Below are 26,806 nucleotides of genomic sequence, written 5' to 3' on the forward strand. Positions count from 1 at the left end.
ATGGTAGCTGGCAAGCAGCAAGGGGACGCAACCTACCGTCATATCCCGGTAGAGTCCATGGCTTTGATAATAACTTATTAAACAAAATGATGAAGCTTGTAATGGCCAAAACAGGGGTAGATGTCTCTACTTTGCATATTTATGAGACAAAACCTTGCCGAATCCATGGAATTAATTTGAACTCATTTTGATTAATTATGGTTTTGATTGAGTTCCTTTTCGTTTTTCATATTTCCAGAGGGCACAAAAACAGTGCGGAAATAGTGCATGTATTTTATGCAGATAGTTCAAATTCCGTTATTTGACCATGAATAATACAAGGTTAATTGTGTGCGGTTCTCTTGCTCTGGCGCCAAGCTGATTGAAATAAAAGCAGGGTGCGATGAATTAATGATCAGCGTGTTTTATGCAGCCGGTTATTGGTCACGGGTTAACAACTGTTACATGCAAACGCCAACCTGGGCACAACATCGAGATTAATTTTTCATGTTGTTCACATAGTCAGGTTTTGTTCAGAATGATGCGTTTTTTTACAACTTTAGCCTTGCGAATATAAAGGACGCTGCATGAAACCTTTTGCATTAAAGAGGGGTTTGGGTGCTTTGCTGTTGCTCGCGGCCGCCGGCATGCTGACTGGCTGTGACATGGCTCTGATGAGCCCCAAAGGGCAGATTGGTCTGGAACAGAAATCACTGATACTGACGGCCCTTGGTCTGATGTTAATCGTGGTGATCCCTGTAATTATTATGGCCGTGGTATTTTCTCGTAAATACAGAGCTTCTAATACCGACGCCAAATATACCCCTGACTGGTCTCACTCCAACAAGATTGAAGCGGTTGTCTGGACCGTTCCCGTCATTATTATCGTTATTCTTGCCACTATTACCTGGAAAACATCTCACGAACTGGATCCTTACAAACCGCTGGATTCCACGGTGAAACCGATTCAGGTCGATGTTATTTCCCTCGACTGGAAATGGTTGTTTGTCTATCCAGAACTGGGTATTGCATCGGTTAATGAATTGGCTTTCCCGGTCAATACGCCGGTCAATTTCCGGGTCACCTCCGATACCGTGATGAACTCCTTCTTCATTCCGCGTCTGGGCGGCCAGATATATGCGATGGCGGGCATGCAGACCAAGCTGCACCTTATCGCCAACGAGCCGGGCCAATATGACGGCATCTCCAGCAGCTACAGCGGTGCCGGTTTCTCGGGCATGAAGTTCAATGCCATCGCTACACCGGATCAGGCTGGTTTTGATGCCTGGGTTGCCAAGGTAAAGGCGTCGCCAAAACAGTTGATCACCATGGATCAGTTCAATGCGCTGGCCAAACCGAGCGAGTTCCATCCGGTGGAGTACTTCTCCAGTGCCGACCCGAAACTGTTTGCCACCCTGATCAACAAGTTCATGGGTGACATGAAGCACGGCCAGCATCAGGGGATGACCCACGAGATGCCCATGGCGCAGGGGGAGACCATGACCCATCAGGGGATGGATCACTCACAGATGAACCATGGCGGCATGGCGCAAGACGAACACATGGATCATGCCGGCCATATGAAGATGGCAATGGATGACAACTCTGTGAAAGCGGGATCCGAGGAATAACGATGTTTGGAAAATTAACGCTCGACGCCATTCCATACCATGAACCCATCATCATGGTGACGGTGGCCGGAATCATTCTGGGGGGGCTGGCTGTCGCCGGTCTCATCACCTATTTCGGCAAGTGGCAATATCTGTGGAAAGAGTGGCTCACCTCGGTGGATCACAAGCGCCTCGGGATCATGTATCTCATCCTCGGCATGGTCATGTTGCTGCGCGGCTTCGCCGATGCGGTGATGATGCGGACCCAGCAGGTGATGGCTTCGGCCGGCAGCGACGGCATTCTGCCACCGCATCACTACGACCAGATCTTCACCGCCCACGGCGTCATCATGATCTTCTTTGTGGCGATGCCGCTGGTGATCGGTCTGATGAACATTGTGGTGCCGCTGCAGATCGGCGCCCGTGACGTGGCCTTCCCCTTCCTCAACAACGTGAGCTTCTGGTTCACCGCCGCCGCCGTGGTGCTGATCAACATCTCCCTCGGGGTTGGTGAATTTGCCCAGACCGGCTGGCTGGCCTATCCGCCGCTGTCGGGGCTGGAGTACAGCCCGGGGGTCGGGGTCGACTACTGGATCTGGAGCCTGCAGATCTCGGGGTTGGGCACTTTGCTGACCGGCGTCAACTTCTTCGCCACCATCATCAAGATGCGCGCCCCAGGCATGACCATGATGCGCCTGCCGGTGTTTACCTGGACGGCCCTGTGCGCCAACATCCTGATCATCGCCTCCTTCCCGATCCTGACCGTCACGGTGGCCCTGCTCACCGCCGACCGTTACCTCGGCACCCATTTCTTTACCAATGACATGGGTGGCAACATGATGATGTACATCAACCTGATCTGGGCCTGGGGTCACCCCGAGGTGTACATTCTGGTGCTGCCGGTGTTCGGGATCTTCTCCGAAGTGGTGGCCACCTTCAGCAAGAAGAAGCTGTTCGGTTACACCTCGCTGGTGTGGGCGACCGTCGCCATTACCGTGCTCTCCTTCATCGTCTGGCTGCACCACTTCTTCACCATGGGCTCCGGCGCCAACGTGAATGCCTTCTTCGGCATCACCACCATGATCATCTCCATCCCGACCGGGGTGAAGATCTTCAACTGGCTGTTCACCATGTACCGCGGTCGCATCGAGTTCACCTCGCCCATGTTGTGGACCGTCGGCTTCATCATCACCTTCAGCATCGGCGGCATGACCGGGGTACTGCTCTCGGTACCGGCGGCCAACTTCGTGCTGCACAACAGCCTGTTCCTGATCGCCCACTTCCACAACGTCATCATCGGCGGTGTGGTGTTCGGCTGCTTCGCCGGTATCACCTACTGGTTCCCGAAAGCGTTCGGCTTCAAGCTCAACGATGTGTGGGGCAAGCGCGCCTTCTGGTTCTGGATTGTCGGCTTCTTCGTCGCCTTCATGCCGCTCTACGTGCTGGGCTTCATGGGCATGACCCGTCGCGTCAGCCAGCATCTGGATCCCCAGTTCCATGGCTGGCTGGTAGTGGCTGCCTGTGGTGCCGCGCTGATTGCCGTGGGTGTGTTGTGCCAGGTGATCCAGCTGGTGGTCAGCATCCGCGACCGCGAGCAGAACCGCGATCTGACCGGTGACCCCTGGGGTGGTCGAACCCTGGAGTGGGCAACCTCTTCCCCGCCGCCCTTCTACAACTTCGCCATCGAGCCGAAGATCAAGGGGCTGGATGCCTTCTGGGATGCCAAGCAGGACGGTTCTGCCTATCAGCAGCCCGAGCACTACGACCCGATCCATATGCCCAAGAACACCGGGGCAGGGGTCATCATCGCAGGCTTTGCCACCGTGTTTGGTTTTGCCATGGTCTGGCACATCTGGTGGATGGCCATCGCCGGCTTCATCGGCATGATTGCGAGCTGGATCATCCACAGCTTCAACGACGACGTGGATTACTACGTGCAGGTTGACGAGATCGAGCGGATCGAGCGTCAGCATTTTGAAAATATCAACAAGGTGGCGTGAAGCAATGGCGACCGACGTTCTACATCACACTCACGACGGTGCCCATGACCATGGGCACCACGATGCCGGTGCCAACAAGGTATTCGGTTTCTGGATCTACCTGATGAGTGACTGCATCCTGTTTGCATGCCTGTTTGCAACCTATGCAGTCCTGGTCAACGGCACCGCCGGCGGCCCGAGCGGCAAGGATATCTTCGAGCTGCCGTTCGTGTTTGGCGAAACCATGTTGCTGCTCTTTAGCAGCATCACCTTCGGTTTTGCCATGCTGGCGATGAACAAGAACCAGCTATCCGCCATCAACGGCTGGTTGCTGGTGACCTTCGTGCTGGGTGCCGGCTTTATCGCGATGGAGATCTACGAATTCCATCACCTGATCGCCGAGGGCTACGGCCCGGATCGCAGCGCTTTCCTCTCCGCCTTCTTCACTCTGGTCGGTACCCACGGTATCCACGTGACCAGCGGCCTTATCTGGATCATCGTGATGATGGTGCTGGTGGCCAAGAAGGGGCTGACCGATCGCAACCGCTCCCGCCTGATGTGCCTGAGCCTGTTCTGGCACTTCCTCGACGTGGTGTGGATCTGCGTCTTTACCGTGGTCTATCTGATGGGGGCAATGTAAATGAGTCATTCCGTTGACAATCACGGCGCCAGCCACGGCAGCGCCAAGAGCTATCTGACCGGCTTCGTGCTGTCAGTCATTCTGACCGCGATCCCGTTCTGGATGGTGATGGATGGCTCCGCCTCCCACGGGACCGTGCTGGCTACTGTGGTCGGCATGGCGGTGGTGCAGATCTTCGTCCATCTGGTCTACTTCCTGCACATGAACACCTCGTCCGAGGAGCGCTGGAATCTGGTGGCACTGGTCTTTACCGTGCTCATCATCGCCATCGTGATCGTGGGTTCCCTGTGGATCATGTACAACCTCAACATCAACATGATGGTCCACTGAGCAGGCTGGCAATGATGATGAAGCAATACCTGCAAGTGACCAAGCCGGGCATCATCTTCGGTAACCTCATCTCGGTTATCGGGGGATTCCTGCTGGCCTCCAAGGGGAGCATGGACTTGCCCCTGTTCATTCTGACCATGGCTGGTGTATCACTGGTGGTCGCCTCCGGTTGCGTGTTCAACAACTACATCGACCGGGACATCGACTGCATCATGGAGCGCACCAAGAACCGTGCTCTGGTGAAGGGTCTGATCGCCCCCGGCGTATCGCTCTGGTACGCCACCGCGCTCGGCATTGCAGGCATTGCACTGCTCTACTTTGCGGCCAATCCGTTGGCCGCCTTGCTGGCAGTGCTGGGCTTCATTGTCTATGTGGGGGTCTACAGCCTCTACATGAAGCGTCACTCGGTCTACGGCACCCTGGTCGGCAGCCTCTCCGGCGCTGCGCCACCTGTCATCGGCTACTGTGCGGTGAGCGGTCAGTTCGACTCGGGGGCGCTGATCCTGCTGGCGATCTTCAGCCTGTGGCAGATGCCGCACTCCTATGCGATCGCCATCTTCCGCTTCAAGGATTATCAGGCTGCCAACATCCCGGTATTGCCGGTGGTGAAGGGGATCCCGGTGGCCAAGCTCCACATCACCCTCTACATCCTGGCCTTCATGGTGCCGACCCTGATGCTGTTCCTCGGCGGTTATGCCGGCTACAAGTATCTGGTGGTGGCCACCGCGGTGAGCGTCTGGTGGCTGGGGATGGCGCTGTCTGGCTACAAGCAGCTGGTGGATGATGCACTCTGGGCCCGCAAGCTGTTCATGTTCTCCATCGTCACCATCACTTGTCTCAGCGTGATGATGTCGGTGGATTTCCAACCGGAAGCAGCTCCCGTGCTGGTGAGCATGCTGCCCTGATAGTGTGACTTGCCCCCCTAAAATGCATGAAATCCAGAGCCGGGAACTTTCCCGGCTCTGTTATTATGGGGCCGCCCCGTCGGGCACTTTTCCCATATATCGGGTGTGGCATGGCAGCTGTCGGCCACCCCGTTACTCTTCTTTTTCTCTGACCTATCGAGGCCATCATGAATGATTTCACCATGACGAGGGGCGAGCGCCGTGCCACCTGGGCGCTCGGCTCCGTCTTCTCGTTGCGCATGCTCGGCATGTTTATGGTGCTGCCGGTGCTGACCACCTACGGCATGTCTCTCGCGGGGGCCTCCGAGGCGCTGATTGGCCTGGCCATCGGCATCTACGGCATGACCCAGGCGCTGTTTCAGATCCCGTTCGGTCTGCTCTCCGACAAGGTGGGCCGCAAGCCCCTCATCGTCGGCGGCCTGCTGATGTTTGCCCTCGGCAGCGTGATCGCGGCGCTGACCCACTCCATCTGGGGGGTCATCCTCGGCCGCGCCCTGCAGGGGAGCGGCGCCATCTCCGCCGCCGTGATGGCGCTCTTGTCTGATCTCACCCGCGAGCAGAACCGCACCAAGGCGATGGCTTTTATCGGGGTGAGTTTTGGCATCACCTTCGCCATTGCCATGGTGACCGGCCCCCTCATCACCCATGCGCTGGGGCTCTCCGGCCTGTTCTGGTTGATCGCCCTGTTGGCGCTAGGGGGCATCGCCGTCACCCTCTGGCTGGTGCCGACTCCGAGCGACCACCTGCTCAATCGCGAGTCCGGCATGGTGAAGGGGGGGATGCGCACCGTGCTGACCAATCCGCACCTGCTCAAGCTTAACTTCGGCATCCTCTGCGTGCATACCCTGCTGATGTCGAGCTTCGTGGCGTTGCCGCCGCTGCTGGAGCGCGCCGGTTTGCCCCGCGACAGCCAGTGGCAAGCCTATCTGGTCACCATGCTGATCGCCTTCGTCAGCGTGGTGCCCTTCATCATCTATGCCGAGAAGCGCAGAAAGATGAAGCTCGTGTTCCAGATCTGCGTGCTGGTGATGCTCGTCGCCGAGCTGGTGCTCTGGCAAAGCGGGCTGCAGCTGTGGGGCCTGCTCGCCGGCCTGCAGATCTTCTTCATCGGTTTCAACGTGATGGAGGCGCTGCTGCCCTCTCTTATCAGCAAGGAGTCGCCCCCTGGCTACAAGGGCACCGCCATGGGGATCTACTCCACCAGCCAGTTCATCGGGGTGGCCATCGGTGGTAGCCTCGGCGGTCTGCTCTACAGTTTGGGTGGCGCCTCGCTGGTGTTTGGCGGCTGCGCCGCGCTGGCGTTGCTCTGGCTCGGGGTCAGTCTCACCATGCAGGAGCCCCCTTACGTGAGCAGTCTGCGCATCGTGCTGCCGGAAGGGGTGGAGGCCAATACGGCTCTGGAGCAGAAGATCCGCGCCTGCGAAGGGGTGAGCGATGTGCTGCTGGCTGCTTCCGAACGCTCTGTCTATGTCAAGGTGGACAGCAAGCGCATCAGCCGCCGGGATCTGGAGCTGCTGGTCATCGACGGCTGGCACTGATCGCGCTAAGCTCGGTTCGGATCTGCAACTACTTGTTTTTGAAAACAGTCTGGAGGCGAAATGAACTGGTATATCTCGGTACTCAAGCAATATGCGGTATTCAGCGGGCGGGCCCGTCGCACCGAATACTGGATGTTCGTGCTCTGCAACGTCGTATTCATGCTGCTGGTGGGGATGGTGGATCGCTTGATTGGCAGCGACAAGGAGATCCTGAGCGCCATCTACTCGCTGGCAGTATTGCTCCCGTCCCTCGCCGTGGCGGTGCGCCGTCTGCATGACACCGACCGCAGCGGCTGGTGGCTGCTGATCGGCCTTATCCCCGTTATCGGCACCCTGGTGCTCATCTACTTTATGGTCTGCAACGGCCAGCAGGGGCCGAACCGCTTCGGCGATGATCCCAAAGCGGGCCCCTCGCAGGGCTTTATCGCCAGCTGACAGGTGTGGTGAAACGTACAAACGAAAGAGGGAGGCATCATGCCTCCCTCTCTGTTTCTGTGACTTGGGCTGATTGCAGGTTCGTTAGCGTTCAATCAGCGGGGCCGAGCGGTAGCTCCACATACCGTAGGTACGTAGCACATCGCGGTAGATGCCGAGCAGCTCACTCTGGCTCACGCTTGCCAGATCCTCGAGTGGTTTGTCGGGGAAGCTGACGCTCACCACCTGCAGCCCGGCCGGGCCGGTCTGGTCGCAGGCGGTTTCAAGCACCGCCTGACCGCGGCGGACATGGCTGGCGGAGCTCACCAGCACCGCATAGTTGATCTGGTGGCGGGCGAGGGCATAGGCGCTGTAGAGACCATTTTCCACCGTACTGGTGGCGTAGTTCTCCTCGATGAGGCGGCTGCGGTCGATGCCGTGATTGGCCAGCCAGTCGGCCATCAGCTTGCCTTCGGTCTGGTGATTTTGCGGCACCCCGCCGGTCAGGATGATGAGCGAATCGGGATCCGTCTTGGCGAGCTTGAGGGTGGCCTGCAGCCTGCCCAGCAGGATCCGGTCCATGGTGCCGTCGGGGTTGAGGGCGTAACCCAGGGTGACGATGGCGCGTTTACCCTCTTTGCTTGCCTTGAGCTGATCCTCGGTCAGCTCGGTCTGCAGCGCCATGGTGGTGACCCGCTGCACCCTTGCGATGATCTTGTCCAGATCGGCGGCGCGTCCGCCGTTGCGATCCGCTACCTTGGCCAGGGCGGTGCGCGACGCCTCCTTGTTTCCTTTCACCAGCTGCCAGATGGCGAGGTAGCTGTTGATGTCGAGGTCATCGGGGGCGACCGCCTGCGCCTGCTCCAGCAGCGAGATGGCGCGGTCGATATTGCCGTTGTAGATCTGGGCGTTGGCCGCCGAGATGAGCAGGTCGGTGCGATAGGGTTCGAGTTTGTAGGCCGCCAGCAGCCGGTTGGTGACCAGCTCCATGTTGCTCGGCATCTTGGCGGTAAAGCCGGCGTGGGAGATCTTGGCCGGCGACTTGTAGATCTGCTGCGCCTCGGCCAGCAGCATGTCCACCACCTGGCGCTTGCTCACCAGGGTATTGAGGTCGCTCTCTATCTGCATCGAGCTTTCGGCCGCCTGCAGGGCGAGGGGGGAGAGAGCCAGCAGGCCGCTCAGCGTCAGGGCGAGAAGGGTCTGTTTCATCTAAGATTCCTCGGTCGGGCTGATTGCCACTGTGCGCCGCCAGTTGGCAGCGCCGAGCAAAGTCGCGTCAATTCAGTCGGTTAGTACCAAAACAGGCGGGCAATATAGCAGTTATCGGGGCGTCAAACTGTGAGTCGGGGCGAGTCGTGGGGGATGAACCGCGTTCCCGGCTGCTCTGCCAAAAGGGCAGGGGGAGCGGTTTTCCCCCTGCCATCGGCAGCATTGGCTCCCCAACCTATCTGTTATTTGGATAGGTTGATTCTCAATCTATCGAATTTTGAGTTAGTTCCACATCGGGGAGACACGCGCTTCCAGCGTCTCCTGCTGCTCTTCGGGCATATCGCTGAAGAAGTTGAGGTGAGTCTGCTCCTCCACTTCACGCACCGACACCCGGTAGTCGGCGATCTTGCTAACGGGAATATCCTGTTGCGGCATGATAAAGGCGATGGCCTGCAGTTTGGCTGGGTCCATCACGATCTTGTAGTAGGCGCTCGGGATCGTCACACCCTGACCGATGGACTCTTCAGAGCCGGTAAAGATGGGGCCGGTGATGACCTGCACATCCTTGCGGGAGACCGCCCATTTGTTGACCTGTCCCTCCAGCACATTCCAGGCCTTCTGATTGAGCTTGCCAAATTGCGGGGTCATATTGCTCAGCAGGAAGCTCTGCAGCATGGTCGTCTTGGTGGACTTCATGTCGGCGGCCGGAGCCTGGTGGCCACGGTCATAGCCCGAGCCCTTGTAGTCGGAGAGGGTGGCGCGATAGGCGACCGGGATCTCCTTGTCTTCGGCGAAGGCATCCTTGCGGGGGATCGGGCCCCGTGCACTTTCAGCCGTCATCCGGTAGGAAACCCACTCGGAGACCTTGTAGTCGTAGTTGTAGCCTGCGGCATAGCCTTCGCGGCAGAGCTTTTGATCCGATTCGGAGGGGAGGCCGAAGCGAACGTGAGCGCCGCACTCCCAATGGGCCGCTAGCAAGGGGCTGGTGCTGAGGGTGAGGGTAATAGCCAGAACCAATTTATTGATTTTTATCATTTTTGTGATGCTCCAGTTTAGTAGGCAGCATCATTTGATACACATCTCGAAGGAGCTTCAATTGCAGCTTGATGACACTTTCCGGATTTGTGACGCCTCGCCAAGATCTGTCGCGTGAATAGTTAATATGTTTTAAATCAGCGCCTTTCACCATGAGATGATGGAGAGTTGATTGAGGCTAAAAACAAGGGGCCCACAGTGGGCCCCTTGGTTTGGTACAAGATTGCGAGGGTCAGTCGGCTCAGGCCGCCTGCTCTCCCTTGTCTGCCAGCGTGCGGGCCAGCAGCGCTTCCGGGTTGTGGATCGCCTCCTTGGTTTTCACGTCGATGACCTCGATATCGGTGAAGCGCTCGCGGTTCTTGATCGCCACGTCGTGGGCGAAGATGACGTAGCGGGCGTTGGCGACATCCTTGGCGGTGATGCGGTTGATGATGCCGTTGGCGCCCTGGGTCTCGACCTTGATCTTGATCCCCTGTTTGGCGGCGGCCTTCTGCAGGCTCTTGGCTGCGAGGAAGGTGTGGGCCACACCGGACGGGCAGGCGGTAATGGCCAGTACGTCCGCTTCCCCTTCCGCTTCAATCACCTGATAGTCGCTATCTGTGGTGGTGACCTCTTCCTCTTCACTCACCGGTTTTTTCAGAATGTTGACGATGACGGCTGTGGTCAGGGCGCCGAGGATGGTGCCGAGGATATAGCCCATCTTGCCTTCCACCACCGGCAGCACAATCCAGCCACCCCAGGGGGCGTGGTTGATGCTGTGCATCATGAAGCCGGTGATGTTGCCGACGATGCCGCCTGCCACGATGGCCGGGATAACGCGGACGGGGTCAGCGGCAGCGAACGGAATGGCACCTTCACTGATACCGATCATCCCCATGATGGCGGCCGCTTTGCCGGATTCACGCTCCTCTTTCTTGTAACGCTTCGGAGACATGAAGGTGGCCAGTGCCATACCGAGCGGCGGCACGCAGATGGCGATACCGACGCCGCCCATCAGCCAGGGCTGGGTGTTGACCTGAGTCTGGGCAAACAGGGTGGCAACCTTGTTGACCGGGCCGCCCATATCGAAGGCGGTCATACCACCCAGAATGGCACCCAGCATCACTTTACCTGAGCCCGCCATGCTGGAGAGCCAGTGGTTCATCCCCTCCATCATGGCGGCGATCGGGGCACCGATCCCCCACATCACGATGCCACACACCAGGAAGGTACCGATCAGCGGGTAGATGAAGATGGAGCCAAGGGAACTCATGGAGTCGGGCAACTTGATCCGTTTGAGCTGATTGACCACGAAACCGGCGATAAAGCCCACCAGAATGGCGCCGAGAAAACCGGTCTGATAGTGCTGAACGGCAATCCAGGAGCCGATCATGCCAGGCGCCAGACCCGGTTTGTCAGCCAGCGAGTAGGCTATATAGCCACCCAGCACGGCGGTAAACAGGGTCAGGCCGGCGATACCCATGGTGGCCATATCCTTGAGGAAGCCCGCTTCCGGCACCGCGCCTTTCCCGCTCAGCATCACCGACAGCGACAGCAATACCCCGCCCGCCACGATAAAGGGGATCATGTGGGAGGTACCAAACAGCAGATGCTGCTTCATGGTGTTGAGGCGATCCTTGAAGGTGCGCTCGGTGGGTTCAACCGGGGCAGTGGCCGCCGGTTTGGCGGTTGGGGCCGGTTTTGCAACGCTCGGGCCTTGCTTGAGCAGAGCCAGCACCTGTTCTGTGGTAGTGGCGGCCTTCATCTGCTCGATAAAGCCCGGCTCCAGCAGACGGGTCGAGAGCTCGGCCAGCACCTCGATGTGGTGGTTGGCACCGCCATCCGGGGAGGCGATCATGAAGATCAGCTCGGTCGGCTTGCCATCTTCGGCACCGTACTCGATCCCTTGCTTGCTGATCCCGATGGCGATGGCGGGGCGGCTGACTGCCTTGCTCTTGGCGTGGGGCAGGGCTACACCCTGCTCGAACCCGGTGCAGTCGAGTTGCTCGCGGGCCCAGACATCTTTGACAAATTGCTCTTGGTCAGAGACGGCGCCATCGCGTGCCAGCATCTGTGCCATCTCGTCGAACAGGGCCTCCTTGCTGGTGGCTTTCAGCTCCAGGCAGATAAGTCTGCCGTTGGTTATTGTGGGTAACATTGCACTCTCCTGGCTCCGTTCCTGAGCTCGCTGGGTGGGGATTGGGTTGACTGGAATATTGTTCTCCCGTTGCCCCCTCGTCGAAATCGGACAAATGTGCCGTTTACTGGATTTTTGTGTGACATCCTCCGCCCTGTGACCCTGCTCGCAATTTACACAGCCTTGGGTTTAACCATGATGAATCAGTAAAACCATTTATAAACAATGACTTGATTTGCCGCTCATTATTAATCTCTGTTTGAGTGACGCCATTCTTGCAATCCTGCAGATGGAGATTTGTGTGAGTGGAACCGCCATGAAAAGTGTGAAGAGAGCGGCAAAAAACAGGATTTGGGTGGGGGGCCCGCTGAGCAATGTCGTGACGAGAGTGAGGGGCGAAGGGAGGAGGAGAGAGTGATGACCAGCCCAAATATTCGATTGGTTCAGCTAAAAGCAATCGTTTATTTGATTGGGCAGTTGGCGGGATCCGGTTGTCGAAACAGGTGATACATTGGCCAAGTGCCGTCAGCCCTGAGTCGCGTTCAACATGTGTGACTCGCCAAAACAAGGAGATATTCTGATGGAAAAACTAGACCAAGAGGTCGACACCATGCGCCAGGAGCTGGAGCGTCAGCTGCAGCAGCAAGCCCACAACAAGTGGCAGGCGAGAGTCGATGCACTGCAGCAGGAGCGCTCCGGTGACTATCAGGAAGAAGAGGTAGGGTAACAGCTCAATTTATCGTGTGAGCCGATAAGAGCCACAGTATGGTTCTGCTATCGGCAACTCTGCGTAATAACGCAACCCCGCAGCGCGTGTACGCTGCGGGGTTGTTTATTTGGGGAACGCGTCAGATTGACTTGCCCTCGGGGAGTGGTCGTCAGATCCGGAACTTGCGCACCACATCCTGCAGCTGGCTTGCCAGCAGGTTGAGGTCGTTGCAAGCCTGAGCCATTTGCTTGGCGCCGGTGGCGACCTCTTCCGAGGCGTTGCTGATATTGACCACGTTGCGGTTGAGCTCCTCGCTGACAGCTCCCTGCTCTTCGGTTGCCGTGGCGATCTGGATGTTCATATGGGAAATGCTATTGACCGAGCTGCTGATCTCGCCAATGGCGGCACCCGCCTCGCGGGCTGTATGAACCGTCTCCGTCATCATATCCTGACTCTGCTGCATGGTGACGCCCGCTTCGTTGGCGCGCAGCTGCAGTTCGGAGATGATGCGATTGATCTGGGAGGTGGAGTCCTGAGTGCGTTTGGCCAGAGTGCGTACTTCATCGGCGACCACGGCGAAACCACGACCCTGTTCACCTGCCCGTGCGGCCTCGATTGCTGCATTCAGTGCCAGCAGGTTGGTCTGCTCGGCAATCCCCTGGATCACTTCAAGCACCATGCCGATATTTCGGCTGTCATCACCCAGCTGGCGGATTACCAGAGCCGTCTCTTCGATGGCGGTAGCCACTTTCTCGATCCTGCCGATGGAGTCATTGACGGTCTCGCTGCCCTGTGCAGCAGTATCGCTGGCGGAGGTTGCTGCGCTGGCGGCGTCGTTGGTGTTGCGGGCAACCTCCTGTACCGTGGCCTGCATCTCGTTCATGGCGGTTGCCAGCTGATTGAGCTCATGCTGCTGAGCCCCCATGTTATTGGCCGATTGCAGTGCCACCGCGCTGATCTCTTCGGCGGCCGCTCCCAGCTGCACCACCGAGCCAGAGACCTCGTTGACCAGCATGCGAAGATTGGATTGCATCTCGTTGAATCCCTGAGCCAGTTTGCCCAGCTCGTCATGGGAGAAGCATTGCATATCGAGCTGGCTGGTGAGGTTGCCTGCCGCCACCTGGCGGGTCTGCTCCAGCAGGGTCATCACCGGATTGCGGATCTGCCGGATCAGCAGCCAGGCCACAATAATCACGAACAACAGGGTTAGCGCACCGATCGTAGTGCTCAGCAGTTTGGCTCGCTCATAGGAAGCCTCACTCTGTTTGGTCAGTTGATTGGCGACCCGATCGTTCTCCTTGCGTAGTTCCAGACCATCCTGCCCGGCCTGTTCAAGTGCTGTGCGGGACTCATTTTTGATCAACGACTGCACCCGAACCATGTCGCCCTGTACGATGGCCGTTTGCAGGTTGTCATGGACGGAGAAGTATTTGGCTGCAGCAGCCTGCAGGTCGGCGAAGATATTGCGATCTTGTTCCGAGACAAAAGGCATAGATCCATACCGTTGTTCGGCGGCAGTGAACTGGTTTTTTGCCGCCTCGAAATTCTGTGTGCTGTTGCTGAGGGAGGTGGAATCCTTACCCAGTGCATCGATCACCATGTTCAGCTCGGCACGGCGAGCATCCAGCAAGGCCACGTGCATCTGGCTGGATGCACGGATGGAGGGAACAATATTATCAGTGACCTCGCTGGCATCACGGTAAATATTGGATAGTTGCGCAGTGGCAAACCAGGCAAACCCCAGCATCAACAATGCGAGAGTGGTAAACGCCATTATCAGCTTTTGCCCTATTGTCATTTTTGTCAGCATATAGCCTCTTGTATCTATCATTTTTCAAGGAAATCGATATGTGAATTTTTATATCGACTACGGGATGTGATACCTTAAAAATAAATCAAATAAAAGCGAGATTAATCACAAGGGAAATGAAATGTTCATTTTCTGGCATCAACCGTGTTTGGCTGACATGCCAAAAATAAATATCAGATCCATCACCAGTCATTTTTTATTATTGATAGAATCATCTAATTATTTTTGTCGAATCACTTTGTACTTTTAAATCCAGCGTGGTCATGGCTATCGAGTTTTGTTGTGGTTTTTCTTTTTAATTCAATGGCTTTGTGTTTTTGGATTGCTGATGGGTATTGGCTGGTTATGTCCATTTGACACTATTTATCTGCTAAGTGAAATGACGACGAGCAGGTTTTGGTAAATCAAAAGAGAACTCTTTCATTTCACTGAGGCTTGCTTCGTGGTTGTACCGTCATGACATATGATGACATCTATGAAATGGCATGAAAAAATGCATCGGCGAGCTATCTCCATGGTGATTTTGGCTCTCATTGGAACCGATAAATAAAAGAGATAAGGAGTGCACTATTATTTTTCTCCCCTCATATTATCCAGATGATCCGGATATCATTCCTGTTTGAGCGGACGCCCAATATTTTCCTCCAGCAGAGTGAGCTTTCTGAATCAGGAGTTAATCAAGCACTGACGGCCAGTGGGAAGCGCAGCAGGGTTGAGTTTAGTGTGAGGTTCAAGGAGCGATGGCGGAGCCGAGCCGCCAAAAGAGAGTAAGCAGAGGAGAGGCATACCGAAAACTGAGCGGTTTTCCAAATAATTCATATGTGTTGTGTGAGGGAGTTGTGTGAGGGATAGGGAATATCAGCCCCTTTTCATTCAGCGCCGGGAGTGCTGGCCTTACCCCGCAGCCCTTCCAAGGTCGTTTATTGCTGCCCGCCATCATTTTGCAACTGCCACTGCTGCAGCTGCTTTTTCAGAGAGCCTTCGCCCGGGGGAATAAAGTCGTCGAGCAAAAAGCAGCGTTGATCGCCCGATTTTTGCAGCTGGAGGGTGACCTCCTGCGGCTCTTGCCGGGTATCTGTCATCGCCAGACGGTAGTGCATGGTCACTGCCACCGCGCTGTCGCTGCTGCTGGTTGCACTGAAGGTGATAGGCTCGACCACATCGCCATCCTGCGCGTTGGTCCAGGGATCGGCATCAATGGCGCACACCTCCCCGTCGGCATTGCACTCGGCCTCGCGGCTCAGCACGCTGAAAAAGTCCGGGGTCAGCAACTCTTTGATCCTGGCCGGATCGGTGTAATAGAAGTTCCGGTGATGCTCCCAGAACGCCTTGGCATGCTTGATGGCAACGCCGTCGTCGCAAGCGGCATAAACCGGGTTGCCCAGCAGTGCCAGCAGCAACAGCGGGAGTGCGGTGCCGGCTTTCATGGTCTGGCTCCTGACCTGTGCCGGTTGACGAGGAAGGGTCATGGCGGTCTCCGGAAAAAGGTGGTGGTTAAACGGGCATCATAGTCAACGCTGGGCGCAGCAAAAGAGGAATGTGGTGAATTTATGCTGCACATCAAGAATTTTGGCAGTAAAAGTCGTATCCGAATGGAGTCTATTTTTCGGCTGGAAACTGCGCAATGAACTGATTCGCAAGAAAAAGGGCCATCGATGATGGCCCCTTCGTTTATTCGGTAATGGCGTTTGCGCCTTAGCTGCGGTTGCCGGCGCGGGCGACCCGCCCTTCGGCCAGCAGCTGGTAGTTGCCGGTGGCGGCCGGGATAAAGGCGGACTGGCCCTTCTCGAGACGCAGCGTCTCATCGCCGCGCTTGAGGATCACGGTTGCATCGATGGCAAACAGGATTTCGGCGCTGGCGGTGGTGAGCTGGTGCTCGCCAGCCGGATAGACGCTGAAGGTGAAGTCAGGTACCGGTACCTCGAAGTGCTGCACCGATCCTTCAACATGGGGAGCAAGCAGGATCTGGTCGTCCGGTTTGGCCTGGCAGCGGGTACAGTCCAGGAGCTCTGCCACGTCGATGTACTTGGGGGTGAGGCCGGCGCGCAGCACATTGTCCGAGTTGGCCATGATCTCGAGGCCGGTGCCGCGTACATAGGCGTGCGGGGTGCAGGCATCGAGGAACATCGCCTGCCCAGGCTTGAGGGTCACCACGTTCAGCAGTAGCGGCGAGAAGAGGCCGACGTCGCCCGGATACTGGGCCGCCAGACTGGTGATGAGGGCAAAGGTCTCCTCATCCTGATGCTCGCTGGCAAAGGCCAGCAGCCCCGCCAGCGCCTCCTCCTTGCGCGCCCCTTCCAGTACCAGCAGCTGGTGGAAGAAGTGCTGCAGGCCAGCTTCATTCTGGCTGGCGGCAAGGGCTGCGGTCAGCTCGGCGATGGCCGGCAGATTGACCCGCTCAAACAGTGCCAGAATGGCCGGGATGGCGCGAAAGCCGTTCATCGCCTGATAGGGGGTAAGGGCAAACACCAGCTCGGGTTTGTGGTTCGGGTCCTTGTAGTTGCGATTGGCTGCCTTGGCATCGATGCCGGCTGCCTCTTCCTTGGCAAAGCCCGCTTCGGCCTGAGCCTTGCTCGGGTGCACCTGAATGGAGAGGGCCTTCTCGGCGCACAGCACCTTGAACAGGAATGGCAGACTGCCAAAACGGGCGAAGGTGGCCTCACCCAGCACGGCGGCGGGGGCGCGCTCGATCAGGGTCGAGAGCTTCTGGGGCTGGCCCGCCACGACTACGTCGGAACAACCGTTGGGGTGGGCGCCCATCCAGAGCTCGGCCTGGGGTTTGCCCTGGGGATTGGCAATGCCAAACAGGGTGGTGAGGGAGTCATGACTGCCCCAGTCATAGCCTTGAATCGGGTTTTGCATCAACAGAAAGGAGGGCAGATCGCTACTGCTCATAAGGGACGCCTCGTCTAGTTTGAAGAAAATCGGGTGCAGAAAAGGGTGGCATTGCTGCTGTGGACCGGACTATAACATGGGCGGTCGCGCGCGCCGCAACCGCTTGCCTCTCTCTTGATCAGGATCACCATGTCTCTCATCTTCAGCCAACTGCTCGACGGAGCCCTGAGCGAACAGGTTCCATTTGACCGAATCTGGTTTGCCAGTGAACAGGGGGTACCCCCGGGTTTCAGCTATCAGGTCAACTTTCCCCGCCTCGAACTGGTGTTCAGCGGCGAGTATCTAAACCAGATCTGGGACCGGGAGGAGGGAGTCAGGGAGATCAGCGTATTGCCGGGACAGGCGCTCTATATTCCCCCCAACGGCTGGAACAAGCCGCTCTGGACCACCGACTGCTCGGTGTTGAGCCTGCTCTTTGGCAAGCGCCAGCTGGGCTTCAGTCTGGTGAGCAAGCGACGGGAAGACCCCGATTTCTTCGATGTGCAAAAGCACAGCATCATGGCGCGAGCGGGCCACGTCATCGAACACATACTGGCGGCGCTCAACGTGCTGGCCGAGGATCCCGGTCGCTCTCCCACCGACGACCACCTGCTGCAGGCGTTGTTGTCGAGTGCTCGGCAACTGCTGATCGCCTCTGCCACAGATCGACCGCGGGGGGCGGATCTCTTCCACGGGATCTGCATCTATATCCAGGAAAATTTTCACCGCCCCATCACCCGCGACTCCATCGCCCACCGCTTCAACGTTTCGGCCAGCCACCTCTCGCACCTGTTTCGCGAGCAGGGCCATATGCGCCTTGCCGATTACATCAGCTGGGTACGGATCGATCGGGCCAAATTCATGCTGAAAAAGTACCGCTTTCGCCTTGAAGAGGTGGCGAGCCGTTGCGGCTACAGCGACGTGAACTACTTCTGCCGGGTGTTCAAGCAGAAGACGGGATTGACCCCGACCCAGTATCGCTCCCTGAGCCAGCCCCAGAACCAGAATCATGAGCTGGCGTGATAAAAACGGGGGCAAAACAGGGGCGCGGTCGGGAGGCTATCGCCACTGTCAAAGAGGCTCTACCTCTTTGGTCTGACATGCGAGCTCGCCATTTTATTATGAAAATGAATGGGCTAAGATGGCCGCGCGCAACAAACAAGTTGATAACAAACGGAAGTTAGGAGATGCCGATGGAAAGCAAAGTAGTTATCCCGACCCAGGGCCAGAAAATCACAGTCGACGCCAGCGGCAAGCTGCAGGTTCCCAACCATCCGATCATTCCGTTTATCGAAGGGGATGGCATCGGTGTTGACGTAACCCCGGCCATGTTGAATGTGGTGAATGCTGCGGTCGAGAAAGCCTACAAGGGCGAGCGCAAGATCGCCTGGATGGAGATCTACACCGGCGAGAAGTCAACTCATGTCTATGGCGAAGGTGCCTGGCTGCCGGCCGAAACCCTCGATTTCATTCGCGAATACTGTGTGGCCATCAAGGGCCCGCTGACCACGCCGGTCGGTGGCGGTATCCGCTCTCTCAACGTGGCTCTGCGTCAGGAGCTGGATCTCTACATCTGCCTGCGCCCGGTGCGTTACTACGACGGCACCCCGAGCCCGGTCAAGCGTCCTGATCTGACCGACATGGTGATCTTCCGCGAGAACGCCGAAGACATCTACGCCGGTATCGAGTGGAAGGGCGACAGCGCCGAAGCGAACAAGGTGATCGCCTTCCTGCAAAACGAGATGGGCGTGAAGAAAATTCGCTTCCCCGAGTCCTGCGGGATCGGCATCAAGCCGATGTCTAAGGCCGGTACCGAGCGTCTGGTGCGTGCCGCCATCGAGTATGCCATCGACAACGATCGCGACTCCGTGACCCTGGTGCACAAGGGCAATATCATGAAGTTCACCGAAGGTGCCTTCAAGGATTGGGGTTATGCTCTGGCCCAGAACGAGTACGGTGCCCAGCTGATCGACGGCGGCCCCTGGTGCTCCTTCAAGAACCCGAAAACCGGCAAGACCATCGTCATCAAGGATGTCATCGCCGACGCCTTCCTGCAGCAGATCCTGCTGCGTCCGGCCGAGTACGACGTTATCGCCTGTATGAACCTCAACGGTGATTACATCTCCGATGCGCTGGCCGCGCAGGTGGGTGGTATCGGTATTGCACCGGGTGCCAATATCGGTGACGGTGTGGCTCTGTTCGAAGCGACCCACGGTACTGCGCCGAAATATGCTGGTCAGGACAAGGTTAACCCGGGTTCCCTCATCCTCTCCGCCGAGATGATGCTGCGTCATATGGGCTGGGTCGAAGCGGCCGATCTCATCATCAAGGGGATGGAAGCAGCGATCCGCAACAAGACCGTCACCTATGACTTCGAGCGTCTGATGGAAGGGGCGACTCTGCGCTCCTGCTCCCAGTTTGCACAGGACATGATCGAGCAGATGTAATGTCTTCTGCTTGCCAGAAAAGACAAAACCGGCGCCTTGAGCGCCGGTTTTTTTTATCTCGAGTGAGTGAAGAGGATCAGATGTTGGCCGCAACCAGATACTTGGCCATCTCCTCGGCCGGGACCATGCCGCCGCCGGTGGCCCACACCAGATGGGTGGCGCGGGCCATGGTTGCCGTGTCCAGTCCCTGCGCGGTTTGCCATGCCGGATCGGCCGCTACACGCCAAGGGCCAGCCATGCCGGCCAGCGCAGAGGGTTCCAGCTTGATCTGCTCATCGCGCGCCAGCAGTCCCAGCAGGTCATACATCTCCTGATCGCTCAGGGTGTAGAAGCCATCGAGCAGCCGCTCCATGGCGCGACCGACGAAGCCGGAGGCGCGCCCCACAGCAAGGCCATCGGCCGCGGTGAGGTTGTCGATACCCAAATCCTGCACCGCAATGGCATCGTGTAGTCCGGTGTGAACCCCCAGCAGCATGCAGGGGGAGTGGGTCGGCTCGGCAAACAGACAGTGGACATGATCACCGAACGCGAGCTTGAGACCAAAGGCCACCCCGCCCGGGCCGCCGCCCACGCCACAGGGCAAATAGACAAACAGCGGGTGGTCGGCATCCACCTTGATGCCCATCTGGTCGAACTGCTTTTTCACCCGCTCGCCCGCCACCGAGTAGCCGAGGAACAGGGTGCGGGAGTTCTCGTCATCGATAAAGAAGCAGTTGGGATCCCGCTCGGCCTCTTTGCGCCCCTGTTCCACCGCAACCCCGTAATCTTCGGCATATTCGACCACGATGGCGCCATGTTCACGTAGTTTGCGTTTCTTCCACTCCCGCGCGTCGGCAGACATGTGGACGGTGACGGTAAAGCCCAGCTTGGCGCTCATGATGCCGATGGACATGCCAAGGTTGCCGGTGGAGCCTACCGCGATGCTGTACTGGCTGAAGAACTGGCGGAACTCGTCGCTAAAGAGCTTGCGGTAGTCATCCTCTTCTCGCAGCAGACCGGCTTTGATGGCCAGCTGCTCGGCATGGGCCAGCACCTCGTAGATGCCGCCGCGCGCCTTGATGGAGCCGGAGATGGGCAGGTGGCTATCTTTTTTCAGCAGCAGTCTACCGGTGACTTCAACGCCGTAACGCTGGTTGAGCGTGGCCTGCATCGCCGGAATGGCGGCGATGTCGGACTCCAGAATACCGTTGCTGGCGCGGGTCTCGGGGAAGGCTTCGCACATGTAGGGGGCGAAGCGGGCCAGCCGAGCGGAAGCGTCCGCCACATTGTTGTTATCGAGCCCCACATAGGGCAGACCGGCAGCCAGAGTGGTGGTGTTGGGGTTGAACCAGGTGACTGGCTCAAGCGCGATCAGGGATTGCACCAGTGGAAATTGCGCTGTGAGCTGTTGTACGTCGATGTTTTTCATAGTGTTCTCGGTCTTGTTACACGATAAAGGAGAGCAGGAAGGTACCGGCCAGCGCCATCAGGGAGGCGACAAAGGTAGCGGTGGTGTAGTACTTGAGCGTTTCGTTCAGGGTGGCGCCGCAATACTGCTTGACCAGCCAGAACAGAGAGTCAGTCACCATGGTGCAGCCAATGGCACCGGAGCCGATGGCCAGGGTCATGATCTCCGGGCTGATGTTCGGATAGTGCACCATGATGGGGGAGACGATGGCGGTGGCGCCCATCATGGCGACGGTAGCGGAGCCCACGGCGGCGTGCAGCACGATGGCAACTAGCCAGGCCAGAAGAATGGGGTGCATATCCAGCTGGGAGAGGATGGTGGCCAGGCTATCGCCCAGGCCGCTTGCCTTGAGCACCCCGTTGAAAGCGCCACCCGCACCGATGATGAGCAGAATGTTGGCGATGGAGGAGAAGCACTCCTCGGTCTTGTTAAGCAGTCCCTCCATCTTCATTTGCTGGCGGATCCCCAGCACGTAGTAGGCGGTGAAGGCTGCGATAAACATGGCGGTGATGGGGTTGCCGATAAACTCCAGCACAGTGTAGAGGTGGCTGGCGTGATCCATGTTGAGCTCGGCCACCGTCTTGGCCAGCATCAGCAGGATGGGCAGCAGCACGGTAAAGAGCGAGGCGCTCAAGGTCGGGAGAGTGGCCTCATCGCGCGCCTTGATGTCGGCAAAGGCATCGGGTACCCCCTTGAACGGGAGCCGGTTACCCAGCAGTTTGAGGAACAGGGGGCCGCCGATAAGAGAGGCGAAGAGGCCGACCGCCAGACCATAGACGATGACGGAACCCACATCGGCGCCCAGCTGATTGGTGACATAGAGGGCAGCAGGGTGCGGCGGTACGATGCAGTGCACGGCCATCAGGGCGGTACAGAGCGGAATGGCCAGCTTGAGCAGCGAGGTGTTGGTCTTGCGGGCGATGGAGAAGGCCAGCGGGATCAGCAGCACAACGCCGACTTCGACAAACAGGGTGATGCCACATACCAGACCAACCAGCACCATGATGACATCCGGCGAGAGCCAGCGGCATCTCTGCAGGGCGAGGCCGATACGCTCCGCCGCGCCCGACACCTCCATCATCTTGCCGAGTATGGTGCCAAGGCCGATGACGGCGGCGAGAAAGCCGAGCGTGCCGCCAATTCCCTCTTCCATGGCGCTGACCATCTTGAGGGGCTCCATCCCCATCAGGGTACCCACATAGAAGCTGGCCAACAGCAGGGCAAGAAAGGGGTGGATCTTGCCCTTCACTATGGTGACCACGATAAGAACGATGCTACTTAGCAAGGTAGCGATGACCCATACCTCTGAACTCATACTGCGCCTCGACATCTGTTGTGTGTGATTGTTTATGCGCTATTGAATGAAAATGAGGCGGGGCTGACAAATGATGAAATCGACCACTTGGATGAGCTGAAGTGATGCAAAATGGCCTTATTGGTCACATTTTCTGTAAATGATGTTGATTGGGTCTTTTCATTGCATCTGGAAAGGGGGCTGCGCGGTATGATGTACGTGAACCGGTGAGAGGAGTTTGAATGTATATCGCGGATCACTACATATCGCGCAACAAGCTGCTGAATGGCTACCAGCTGGCCAAGCTGCACACCTTCGAGGCGGCAGCGCGCCACGGCTCTTTTGCCATGGCTGCTGACGAGCTATCCCTCAGTCCCAGCGCTGTGAGCCACAGGATCAGCGCGCTGGAGGAGGAGCTGGGCTTTCAGCTCTTTGAGCGTTTCCATCGCAAGGTGGTGTTGACGGCGGAAGGGCAGCGGGTGTTCTGGGCGCTCAAGTCATCGCTGGAGTTCATCAATCAGGAGATCCTGGAGATCAGGAATCAGGAGCTCTCGGGCACTCTGACCATCTACTCGCGCCCCTCCATCGCCCAGTGCTGGCTGGTGCCAAGGCTGGCCGACTTCTCAAGACTGCATCCCCAGATCGAGCTGAACATTGTGACCGGCAACGAGAACATCAATCTGCACGGTTATGGCATCGATCTGACCCTCTACTTCGACGAGAAGGTACCGGAGCGGCTCGCCATCCACCATCTGATGGATGAGTACATAGTGCCGGTTTGCAGCCCCGAATATGCCATGCAACACAACCTGCTGGAGAATCCCGGCAACTTGCAGCACTGTCGGCTGCTGCACGATCGGCAGGCCTGGGGGTATGACTCCGATGGTGATGAGTGGGAGAGCTGGGCACGCCACCACGGAGTGAGCCTCGCAGAATGCCGGCTAAATATGGGCTTTGATCGCTCCGATCTCGCCATCATCGCCGCCATGAACCATGGGGGCATTGCCATGGGACGCAAGAATCTGGTGAGCAAGCGGTTGACGCGCAACGAACTGGTGACCCCGTTTTCGGGTCGTGAGGTGAAGTGCGAGCAGCGTTACTACATTGCGACCCTGCCCAATCGCCAGTGTCCCAAGATCCAGGCGTTTATCGAGTGGGCGCAGCAAACGGCGCAAGAGACCGCATCGGCCTGATGAGGCCGGTTGCTGGAAAAACAAAATAGGGGTTATTGGGGGAGGGGATAAACAAGCGCCTTGCAGCGCGGTGCTGCAAGGCGAATAGTCGAAGGATCAGGTGGTTCTTTCCAGATGGTGCTGGTAAATCTGCTGCCACTTGTCCAGCTCGGTCTCATCCCCTTGCTGCTGCCAGAACTCGCAGATGGAGCTGGCAAGCTCGGATGCCATGGCGTGGTCGCCATCGCGGCGGCTCATCAGATATTGTCCAAGCCAGCTTTGGTACTGTTTCATTGCACGATCTCCTTATCAATTTGACGATTGATACTGCGGCTGCGACGGCTCCACACCCTGAACGGGCCCGGTCGCAGGCACCTTGCGCCTTGTCTGCGGATCTCCCTGTTTTCGCCGTTATAAGTGTCAATTCAGACAGATAGCGGTCGAGAAAGGAGCGAAGGTGTCAAAAATTGGCCACTACCTTATCACAAAAAGATGTGAAGATCAGGTTTTGGGGTCAATTGGGTTATAAATCGGGCGAAAATTGAGCCTGATAGCGACAGAAGGGGCCAGAAAGCTTGCGCCCCTATCTTGTCTGTTGCGGGCTGTATGGTTGGAAAATTACTGAGTGAGGCGGCGTGCCTGCCAGTAGCGACTGTTCCAGTAGACATTGTCGAGCCGCGAGCGGATAACCCCCTTGCTGGTGGAGGCGTGGATAAACTCCCCGGCACCGGTGTAGACACCCACGTGATACTGCTGCCAGCCGGTCTTGAAGAAGACCAGATCACCGTGCTGCAGCCGGTAGCGATCGACGGGTTGGCCGATATTGGCCTGGGATTCGGTGGTTCTTGGCAGGTTGACCCCCAGCACCTGGTTGTAGGCGAGCTGGGTGAAGGCAGAGCAGTCGAGCCCGGCGCGACTGGTGCCGCCCATCCGGTAAGGGACACCGCGCCACTGCTGATAGAAGCCGTCGAAGGCGCTGCTCTGGCGCGGGGCCGGAGGTGGCTCAGGCGTACTGGAACAGGCGGCCAGCAGCAGGGTCAGCAGGATGAGCAGCAACGGACGGTACATCGGGGCACATTCTCCAGAACAAACGTGGCAAAACAGGTGCGGCAGGACACGTTCGGCACGACAACTTTTCCATCATAAACAAGGTATTGGTCAGATACCTAGCTACATGTGACAAAAATGGTCGTTTTGTTGCAAAAAAACGCCAGCACGGTGGCTGGCGCTTGGGGTCTGGCGTCACAGGTCAGGAGGTGGGGCTGATCAGCGGCTTGAGCAGCTCGGCCAGCTTGTAGAAGGTTTGCACCCGGGTGGTGCTGGGGCGCCACACCAGCCCGATCTCGCGATAGGGGTGTTCGCCGGGCAGCGGGATGGCCACCAGATCGGAGTTGTCGAGAATACCGGCATCGATGGCCATCTGAGGCAGGAAGGTGGTGCCAAGACCCGCCTCCACCATCTGTACCAGAGTGTGCAGGCTGGTGGCGGCGAACGGGTTGATCTTGCTCTTGTCCCGCAGCCGGCAGGCGCTCACCGCATGCTCGGTGAGACAGTGCTCCCGCTCCAGCAGGAAGATGCTCTGGTTGGGCAGCTCCTTGTAGTCGAACGGGGTGTGCAGACCGGCCGCCATGCTGGCGGGCATCACCATGTGGAAGGGGTCCTGACCGACCGTCTTGCAGTGAAAGCCACCAATCTCGATGGGCAGGGCGAGGATCAGCAGGTCGAGCTGCCCCTGCTCAAGTTGTTTGAGCAGATTGCTGGTGGTGTCTTCCCGCAGCAACAATTCGAGGTCAGGATAGGCCTTGCTGCACTCTTTGAGCAGCTTGCTCAGGAGGAAGGGGGCAATAGTGGGGATGCAGCCGAGGCGCACCGTGCCTTGCATCACCCCGCCCTGATTGAGGCCAAGTTCCATCAGATCCCGCGCATCGGAGAGCAAATTGCGAGCCCGCTCGACGATTTCCATGCCGACCGGGGTCATAATGAAGCTCTTGTGGTCACGCTCCACCAGTTGCAGGTTCATCATGTCCTCCAGCGTCTGGATCCCGGTACTCAGGGTCGATTGACTGACATGACAGGCCTTGGCGGCGCGATTGAAGTTTTTGTGCTCGTCGAGAGCAACCAGATATTGCAGCTGTTTGAGGCTGGGCCAACGTTGCATAGAAAAACCCGATTAATGCTATCTATTTAATTTGATTTACTAATCTACCACCGGGTATATAGTTTGTCGCTTGAATTAGACGGACTTGGCTCTAGGTAGCCCAATCCTGACTGGATTGTTCACTTCACATAAAGAGGAATTGAATATGGTATTGGTAGGCCGTCCCGCACCCGATTTTACCGCTGCAGCTGTTCTGGGTAATGGTGAGATTGTTGACACTTTCACCCTGTCATCCCACATCAAAGGCAAAGCTGCCGTTGTCTTCTTCTATCCGCTCGATTTCACCTTCGTTTGCCCGTCCGAGCTGATTGCCTTCGACCACCGCTATGAAGAGTTCCAGAAGCGTGGCGTGGAAGTGATCGGTGTTTCCATCGATTCCCAGTTCTCCCACAACGCATGGCGCAACACCAAAGTTGAAGATGGTGGTATCGGTCAGGTCAAGTACCCGCTGATCGCCGACGTCAAGCACGAAATCTGCAAAGCCTACGACGTTGAGCATCCGGAAGCCGGTGTTGCTTTCCGTGGCTCCTTCCTGATCGACAAGAACGGTGTTGTTCGTCACCAGGTTGTCAACGATCTGCCGCTGGGTCGCAACATCGACGAAATGCTGCGCATGGTCGACGCCCTGCAGTTCCACGAAGAGCACGGTGAAGTGTGCCCGGCTCAGTGGGAAAAAGGCAAAAAAGGTATGCAAGCCTCTCCGGACGGCGTTGCCAAGTACCTGTCCGAGAACGCTGACTCCCTGTAATCGGGTTCGCTCTCTGCTTGAAAAACCGGTGCCTTGGCGCCGGTTTTTTTATATCTGCAATTCATTGCTCCGATGTTCATAGCACACGGTCATGCGGGTCTTGCTCATTACCCATGGCAGGAGCCCGGGATGATGGTGTCGGGCAAGAGAGCGGGCGCAGTTCCCAGCAGGCCATGGCGCGTCGGGCCGCTATCTGGCGCTGAAATTGTTTCACCTACGAAACTGATATCAAGATTTCCCATCTTAATTTGCAACAATATGAGTCCAGGAGGGGGCAGAAGCGTCGCCGGAATAGGCGATAGTGAAGCGCCGTGTTGCCCCTTATCAGCAAGAGGATCGTGGGCAAGCGGCATGGCTGCGAGAGTTGGGCGGTGCGCAGTGGCTTGCCCGCA

23 protein-coding genes are annotated in these 26,806 nt (G+C 57.6%); 12 read left to right on the plus strand and 11 right to left on the minus strand.

Annotated elements, in window-relative coordinates:
* Positions 1–566 precede the first annotated feature (566 nt).
* From cyoA to BS300_RS04585, 7 genes are all read left to right on the plus strand, one after another.
* On the plus strand, positions 567–1,610 hold the full coding sequence (cyoA, locus tag BS300_RS04555; RefSeq protein ID WP_083593380.1) for a cytochrome o ubiquinol oxidase subunit II: 1,044 nt from the start codon (positions 567–569) through the stop codon (positions 1,608–1,610).
* A 2-nt stretch (positions 1,611–1,612) separates the two neighbouring features.
* Positions 1,613–3,589, plus strand: a complete 1,977-nt coding sequence (gene cyoB / locus BS300_RS04560) for a cytochrome o ubiquinol oxidase subunit I (protein ID WP_071911078.1) — start codon at positions 1,613–1,615, stop codon at positions 3,587–3,589.
* 4 nt (positions 3,590–3,593) lie between these two features.
* Complete coding sequence (locus BS300_RS04565) at positions 3,594–4,208, plus strand: cytochrome o ubiquinol oxidase subunit III (protein ID WP_071911080.1); 615 nt, start codon at positions 3,594–3,596, stop codon at positions 4,206–4,208.
* Positions 4,209–4,538 (plus strand): cytochrome o ubiquinol oxidase subunit IV, encoded by a 330-nt coding sequence (locus tag BS300_RS04570; RefSeq protein WP_033137864.1) that lies wholly within the window; start codon positions 4,209–4,211, stop codon positions 4,536–4,538.
* An 11-nt stretch (positions 4,539–4,549) separates the two neighbouring features.
* Positions 4,550–5,443, plus strand: a complete 894-nt coding sequence (cyoE, locus tag BS300_RS04575) for a heme o synthase (protein ID WP_005347202.1) — start codon at positions 4,550–4,552, stop codon at positions 5,441–5,443.
* Between the two features lie 167 nt (positions 5,444–5,610).
* Positions 5,611–6,981 (plus strand): MFS transporter, encoded by a 1,371-nt coding sequence (locus BS300_RS04580; protein WP_071911082.1) that lies wholly within the window; start codon positions 5,611–5,613, stop codon positions 6,979–6,981.
* A 60-nt stretch (positions 6,982–7,041) separates the two neighbouring features.
* Positions 7,042–7,416: a DUF805 domain-containing protein gene (locus BS300_RS04585; protein ID WP_043849515.1), complete on the plus strand. Its 375-nt coding sequence runs from the start codon at positions 7,042–7,044 to the stop codon at positions 7,414–7,416.
* A gap of 84 nt (positions 7,417–7,500) precedes the next feature.
* Here the strand turns inward: BS300_RS04585 and BS300_RS04590 are convergent, their stop codons facing one another.
* The 3 genes from BS300_RS04590 to BS300_RS04600 all read right to left on the minus strand — a co-directional run bounded on the left by BS300_RS04590 (position 7,501) and on the right by BS300_RS04600 (position 11,776).
* Positions 7,501–8,604, minus strand: coding sequence for a YdcF family protein (locus BS300_RS04590; RefSeq protein WP_043849514.1), 1,104 nt, complete (start codon positions 8,602–8,604; stop codon positions 7,501–7,503).
* Between the two features lie 282 nt (positions 8,605–8,886).
* Entirely contained in the window at positions 8,887–9,639 is a 753-nt protein-coding gene (locus tag BS300_RS04595; protein WP_071911084.1) for a DNA/RNA non-specific endonuclease, read from the minus strand.
* Positions 9,640–9,880: 241 nt separating this feature from the next.
* Complete coding sequence (locus BS300_RS04600; RefSeq protein WP_071911086.1) at positions 9,881–11,776, minus strand: PTS fructose transporter subunit EIIC; 1,896 nt, start codon at positions 11,774–11,776, stop codon at positions 9,881–9,883.
* 559 nt (positions 11,777–12,335) lie between these two features.
* On the opposite strand from BS300_RS04600, the gene BS300_RS21350 reads away from it, so the two are divergent.
* Positions 12,336–12,482, plus strand: a complete 147-nt coding sequence (locus tag BS300_RS21350; RefSeq protein WP_165791294.1) for a hypothetical protein — start codon at positions 12,336–12,338, stop codon at positions 12,480–12,482.
* 151 nt (positions 12,483–12,633) lie between these two features.
* Here the strand turns inward: BS300_RS21350 and BS300_RS04605 are convergent, their stop codons facing one another.
* From BS300_RS04605 to manA, 3 genes are all read right to left on the minus strand, one after another.
* Positions 12,634–14,274: a methyl-accepting chemotaxis protein gene (locus BS300_RS04605; RefSeq protein ID WP_071911088.1), complete on the minus strand. Its 1,641-nt coding sequence runs from the start codon at positions 14,272–14,274 to the stop codon at positions 12,634–12,636.
* A 920-nt stretch (positions 14,275–15,194) separates the two neighbouring features.
* Complete coding sequence (locus BS300_RS04610) at positions 15,195–15,743, minus strand: hypothetical protein (protein WP_239693797.1); 549 nt, start codon at positions 15,741–15,743, stop codon at positions 15,195–15,197.
* A 226-nt stretch (positions 15,744–15,969) separates the two neighbouring features.
* The gene (gene manA, locus BS300_RS04615) at positions 15,970–17,169 is read right to left on the minus strand and encodes a mannose-6-phosphate isomerase, class I (RefSeq protein ID WP_071911092.1); all 1,200 of its coding nucleotides are present in this window, start codon (positions 17,167–17,169) and stop codon (positions 15,970–15,972) included.
* Between the two features lie 129 nt (positions 17,170–17,298).
* Between manA and BS300_RS04620 the strand changes: the two genes are divergently transcribed.
* Both BS300_RS04620 and icd read left to right on the plus strand, forming a co-directional pair.
* The gene (locus BS300_RS04620; protein ID WP_071911094.1) at positions 17,299–18,171 is read left to right on the plus strand and encodes an AraC family transcriptional regulator; all 873 of its coding nucleotides are present in this window, start codon (positions 17,299–17,301) and stop codon (positions 18,169–18,171) included.
* Between the two features lie 170 nt (positions 18,172–18,341).
* On the plus strand, positions 18,342–19,595 hold the full coding sequence (gene icd, locus BS300_RS04625; protein ID WP_071911096.1) for an NADP-dependent isocitrate dehydrogenase: 1,254 nt from the start codon (positions 18,342–18,344) through the stop codon (positions 19,593–19,595).
* 76 nt (positions 19,596–19,671) lie between these two features.
* On the opposite strand, the gene BS300_RS04630 is transcribed toward icd, so the two are convergent.
* Positions 19,672–21,003 carry a D-serine ammonia-lyase gene (locus tag BS300_RS04630; RefSeq protein WP_071911098.1) on the minus strand — a complete coding sequence of 444 codons (1,332 nt, stop codon included), beginning with the start codon at positions 21,001–21,003 and terminating at the stop codon, positions 19,672–19,674.
* Between the two features lie 16 nt (positions 21,004–21,019).
* Positions 21,020–22,357 (minus strand): D-serine transporter DsdX, encoded by a 1,338-nt coding sequence (gene dsdX, locus BS300_RS04635; RefSeq protein WP_071911100.1) that lies wholly within the window; start codon positions 22,355–22,357, stop codon positions 21,020–21,022.
* Positions 22,358–22,578: 221 nt separating this feature from the next.
* Here dsdX and dsdC point away from each other — a divergent pair, with 221 nt between their 5' ends.
* Positions 22,579–23,529 carry a DNA-binding transcriptional regulator DsdC gene (gene dsdC / locus BS300_RS04640; RefSeq protein ID WP_071911102.1) on the plus strand — a complete coding sequence of 317 codons (951 nt, stop codon included), beginning with the start codon at positions 22,579–22,581 and terminating at the stop codon, positions 23,527–23,529.
* Between the two features lie 96 nt (positions 23,530–23,625).
* On the opposite strand, the gene BS300_RS21000 is transcribed toward dsdC, so the two are convergent.
* The 3 genes from BS300_RS21000 to BS300_RS04650 form a co-directional block, all read right to left on the minus strand.
* Positions 23,626–23,802: a hypothetical protein gene (locus BS300_RS21000; protein WP_104014414.1), complete on the minus strand. Its 177-nt coding sequence runs from the start codon at positions 23,800–23,802 to the stop codon at positions 23,626–23,628.
* A gap of 324 nt (positions 23,803–24,126) precedes the next feature.
* Complete coding sequence (locus tag BS300_RS04645) at positions 24,127–24,576, minus strand: NlpC/P60 family protein (RefSeq protein ID WP_041208586.1); 450 nt, start codon at positions 24,574–24,576, stop codon at positions 24,127–24,129.
* A 181-nt stretch (positions 24,577–24,757) separates the two neighbouring features.
* Positions 24,758–25,666 carry a hydrogen peroxide-inducible genes activator gene (locus BS300_RS04650; RefSeq protein WP_071911103.1) on the minus strand — a complete coding sequence of 303 codons (909 nt, stop codon included), beginning with the start codon at positions 25,664–25,666 and terminating at the stop codon, positions 24,758–24,760.
* Between the two features lie 145 nt (positions 25,667–25,811).
* Between BS300_RS04650 and BS300_RS04655 the strand changes: the two genes are divergently transcribed.
* On the plus strand, positions 25,812–26,414 hold the full coding sequence (locus BS300_RS04655) for a peroxiredoxin C (protein ID WP_033114317.1): 603 nt from the start codon (positions 25,812–25,814) through the stop codon (positions 26,412–26,414).
* Positions 26,415–26,806 lie beyond the last annotated feature (392 nt).

This window comes from Aeromonas sp. SCS5 (assembly GCF_001887375.1).
GTDB classification, from domain to species: domain Bacteria; phylum Pseudomonadota; class Gammaproteobacteria; order Enterobacterales; family Aeromonadaceae; genus Aeromonas; species Aeromonas jandaei.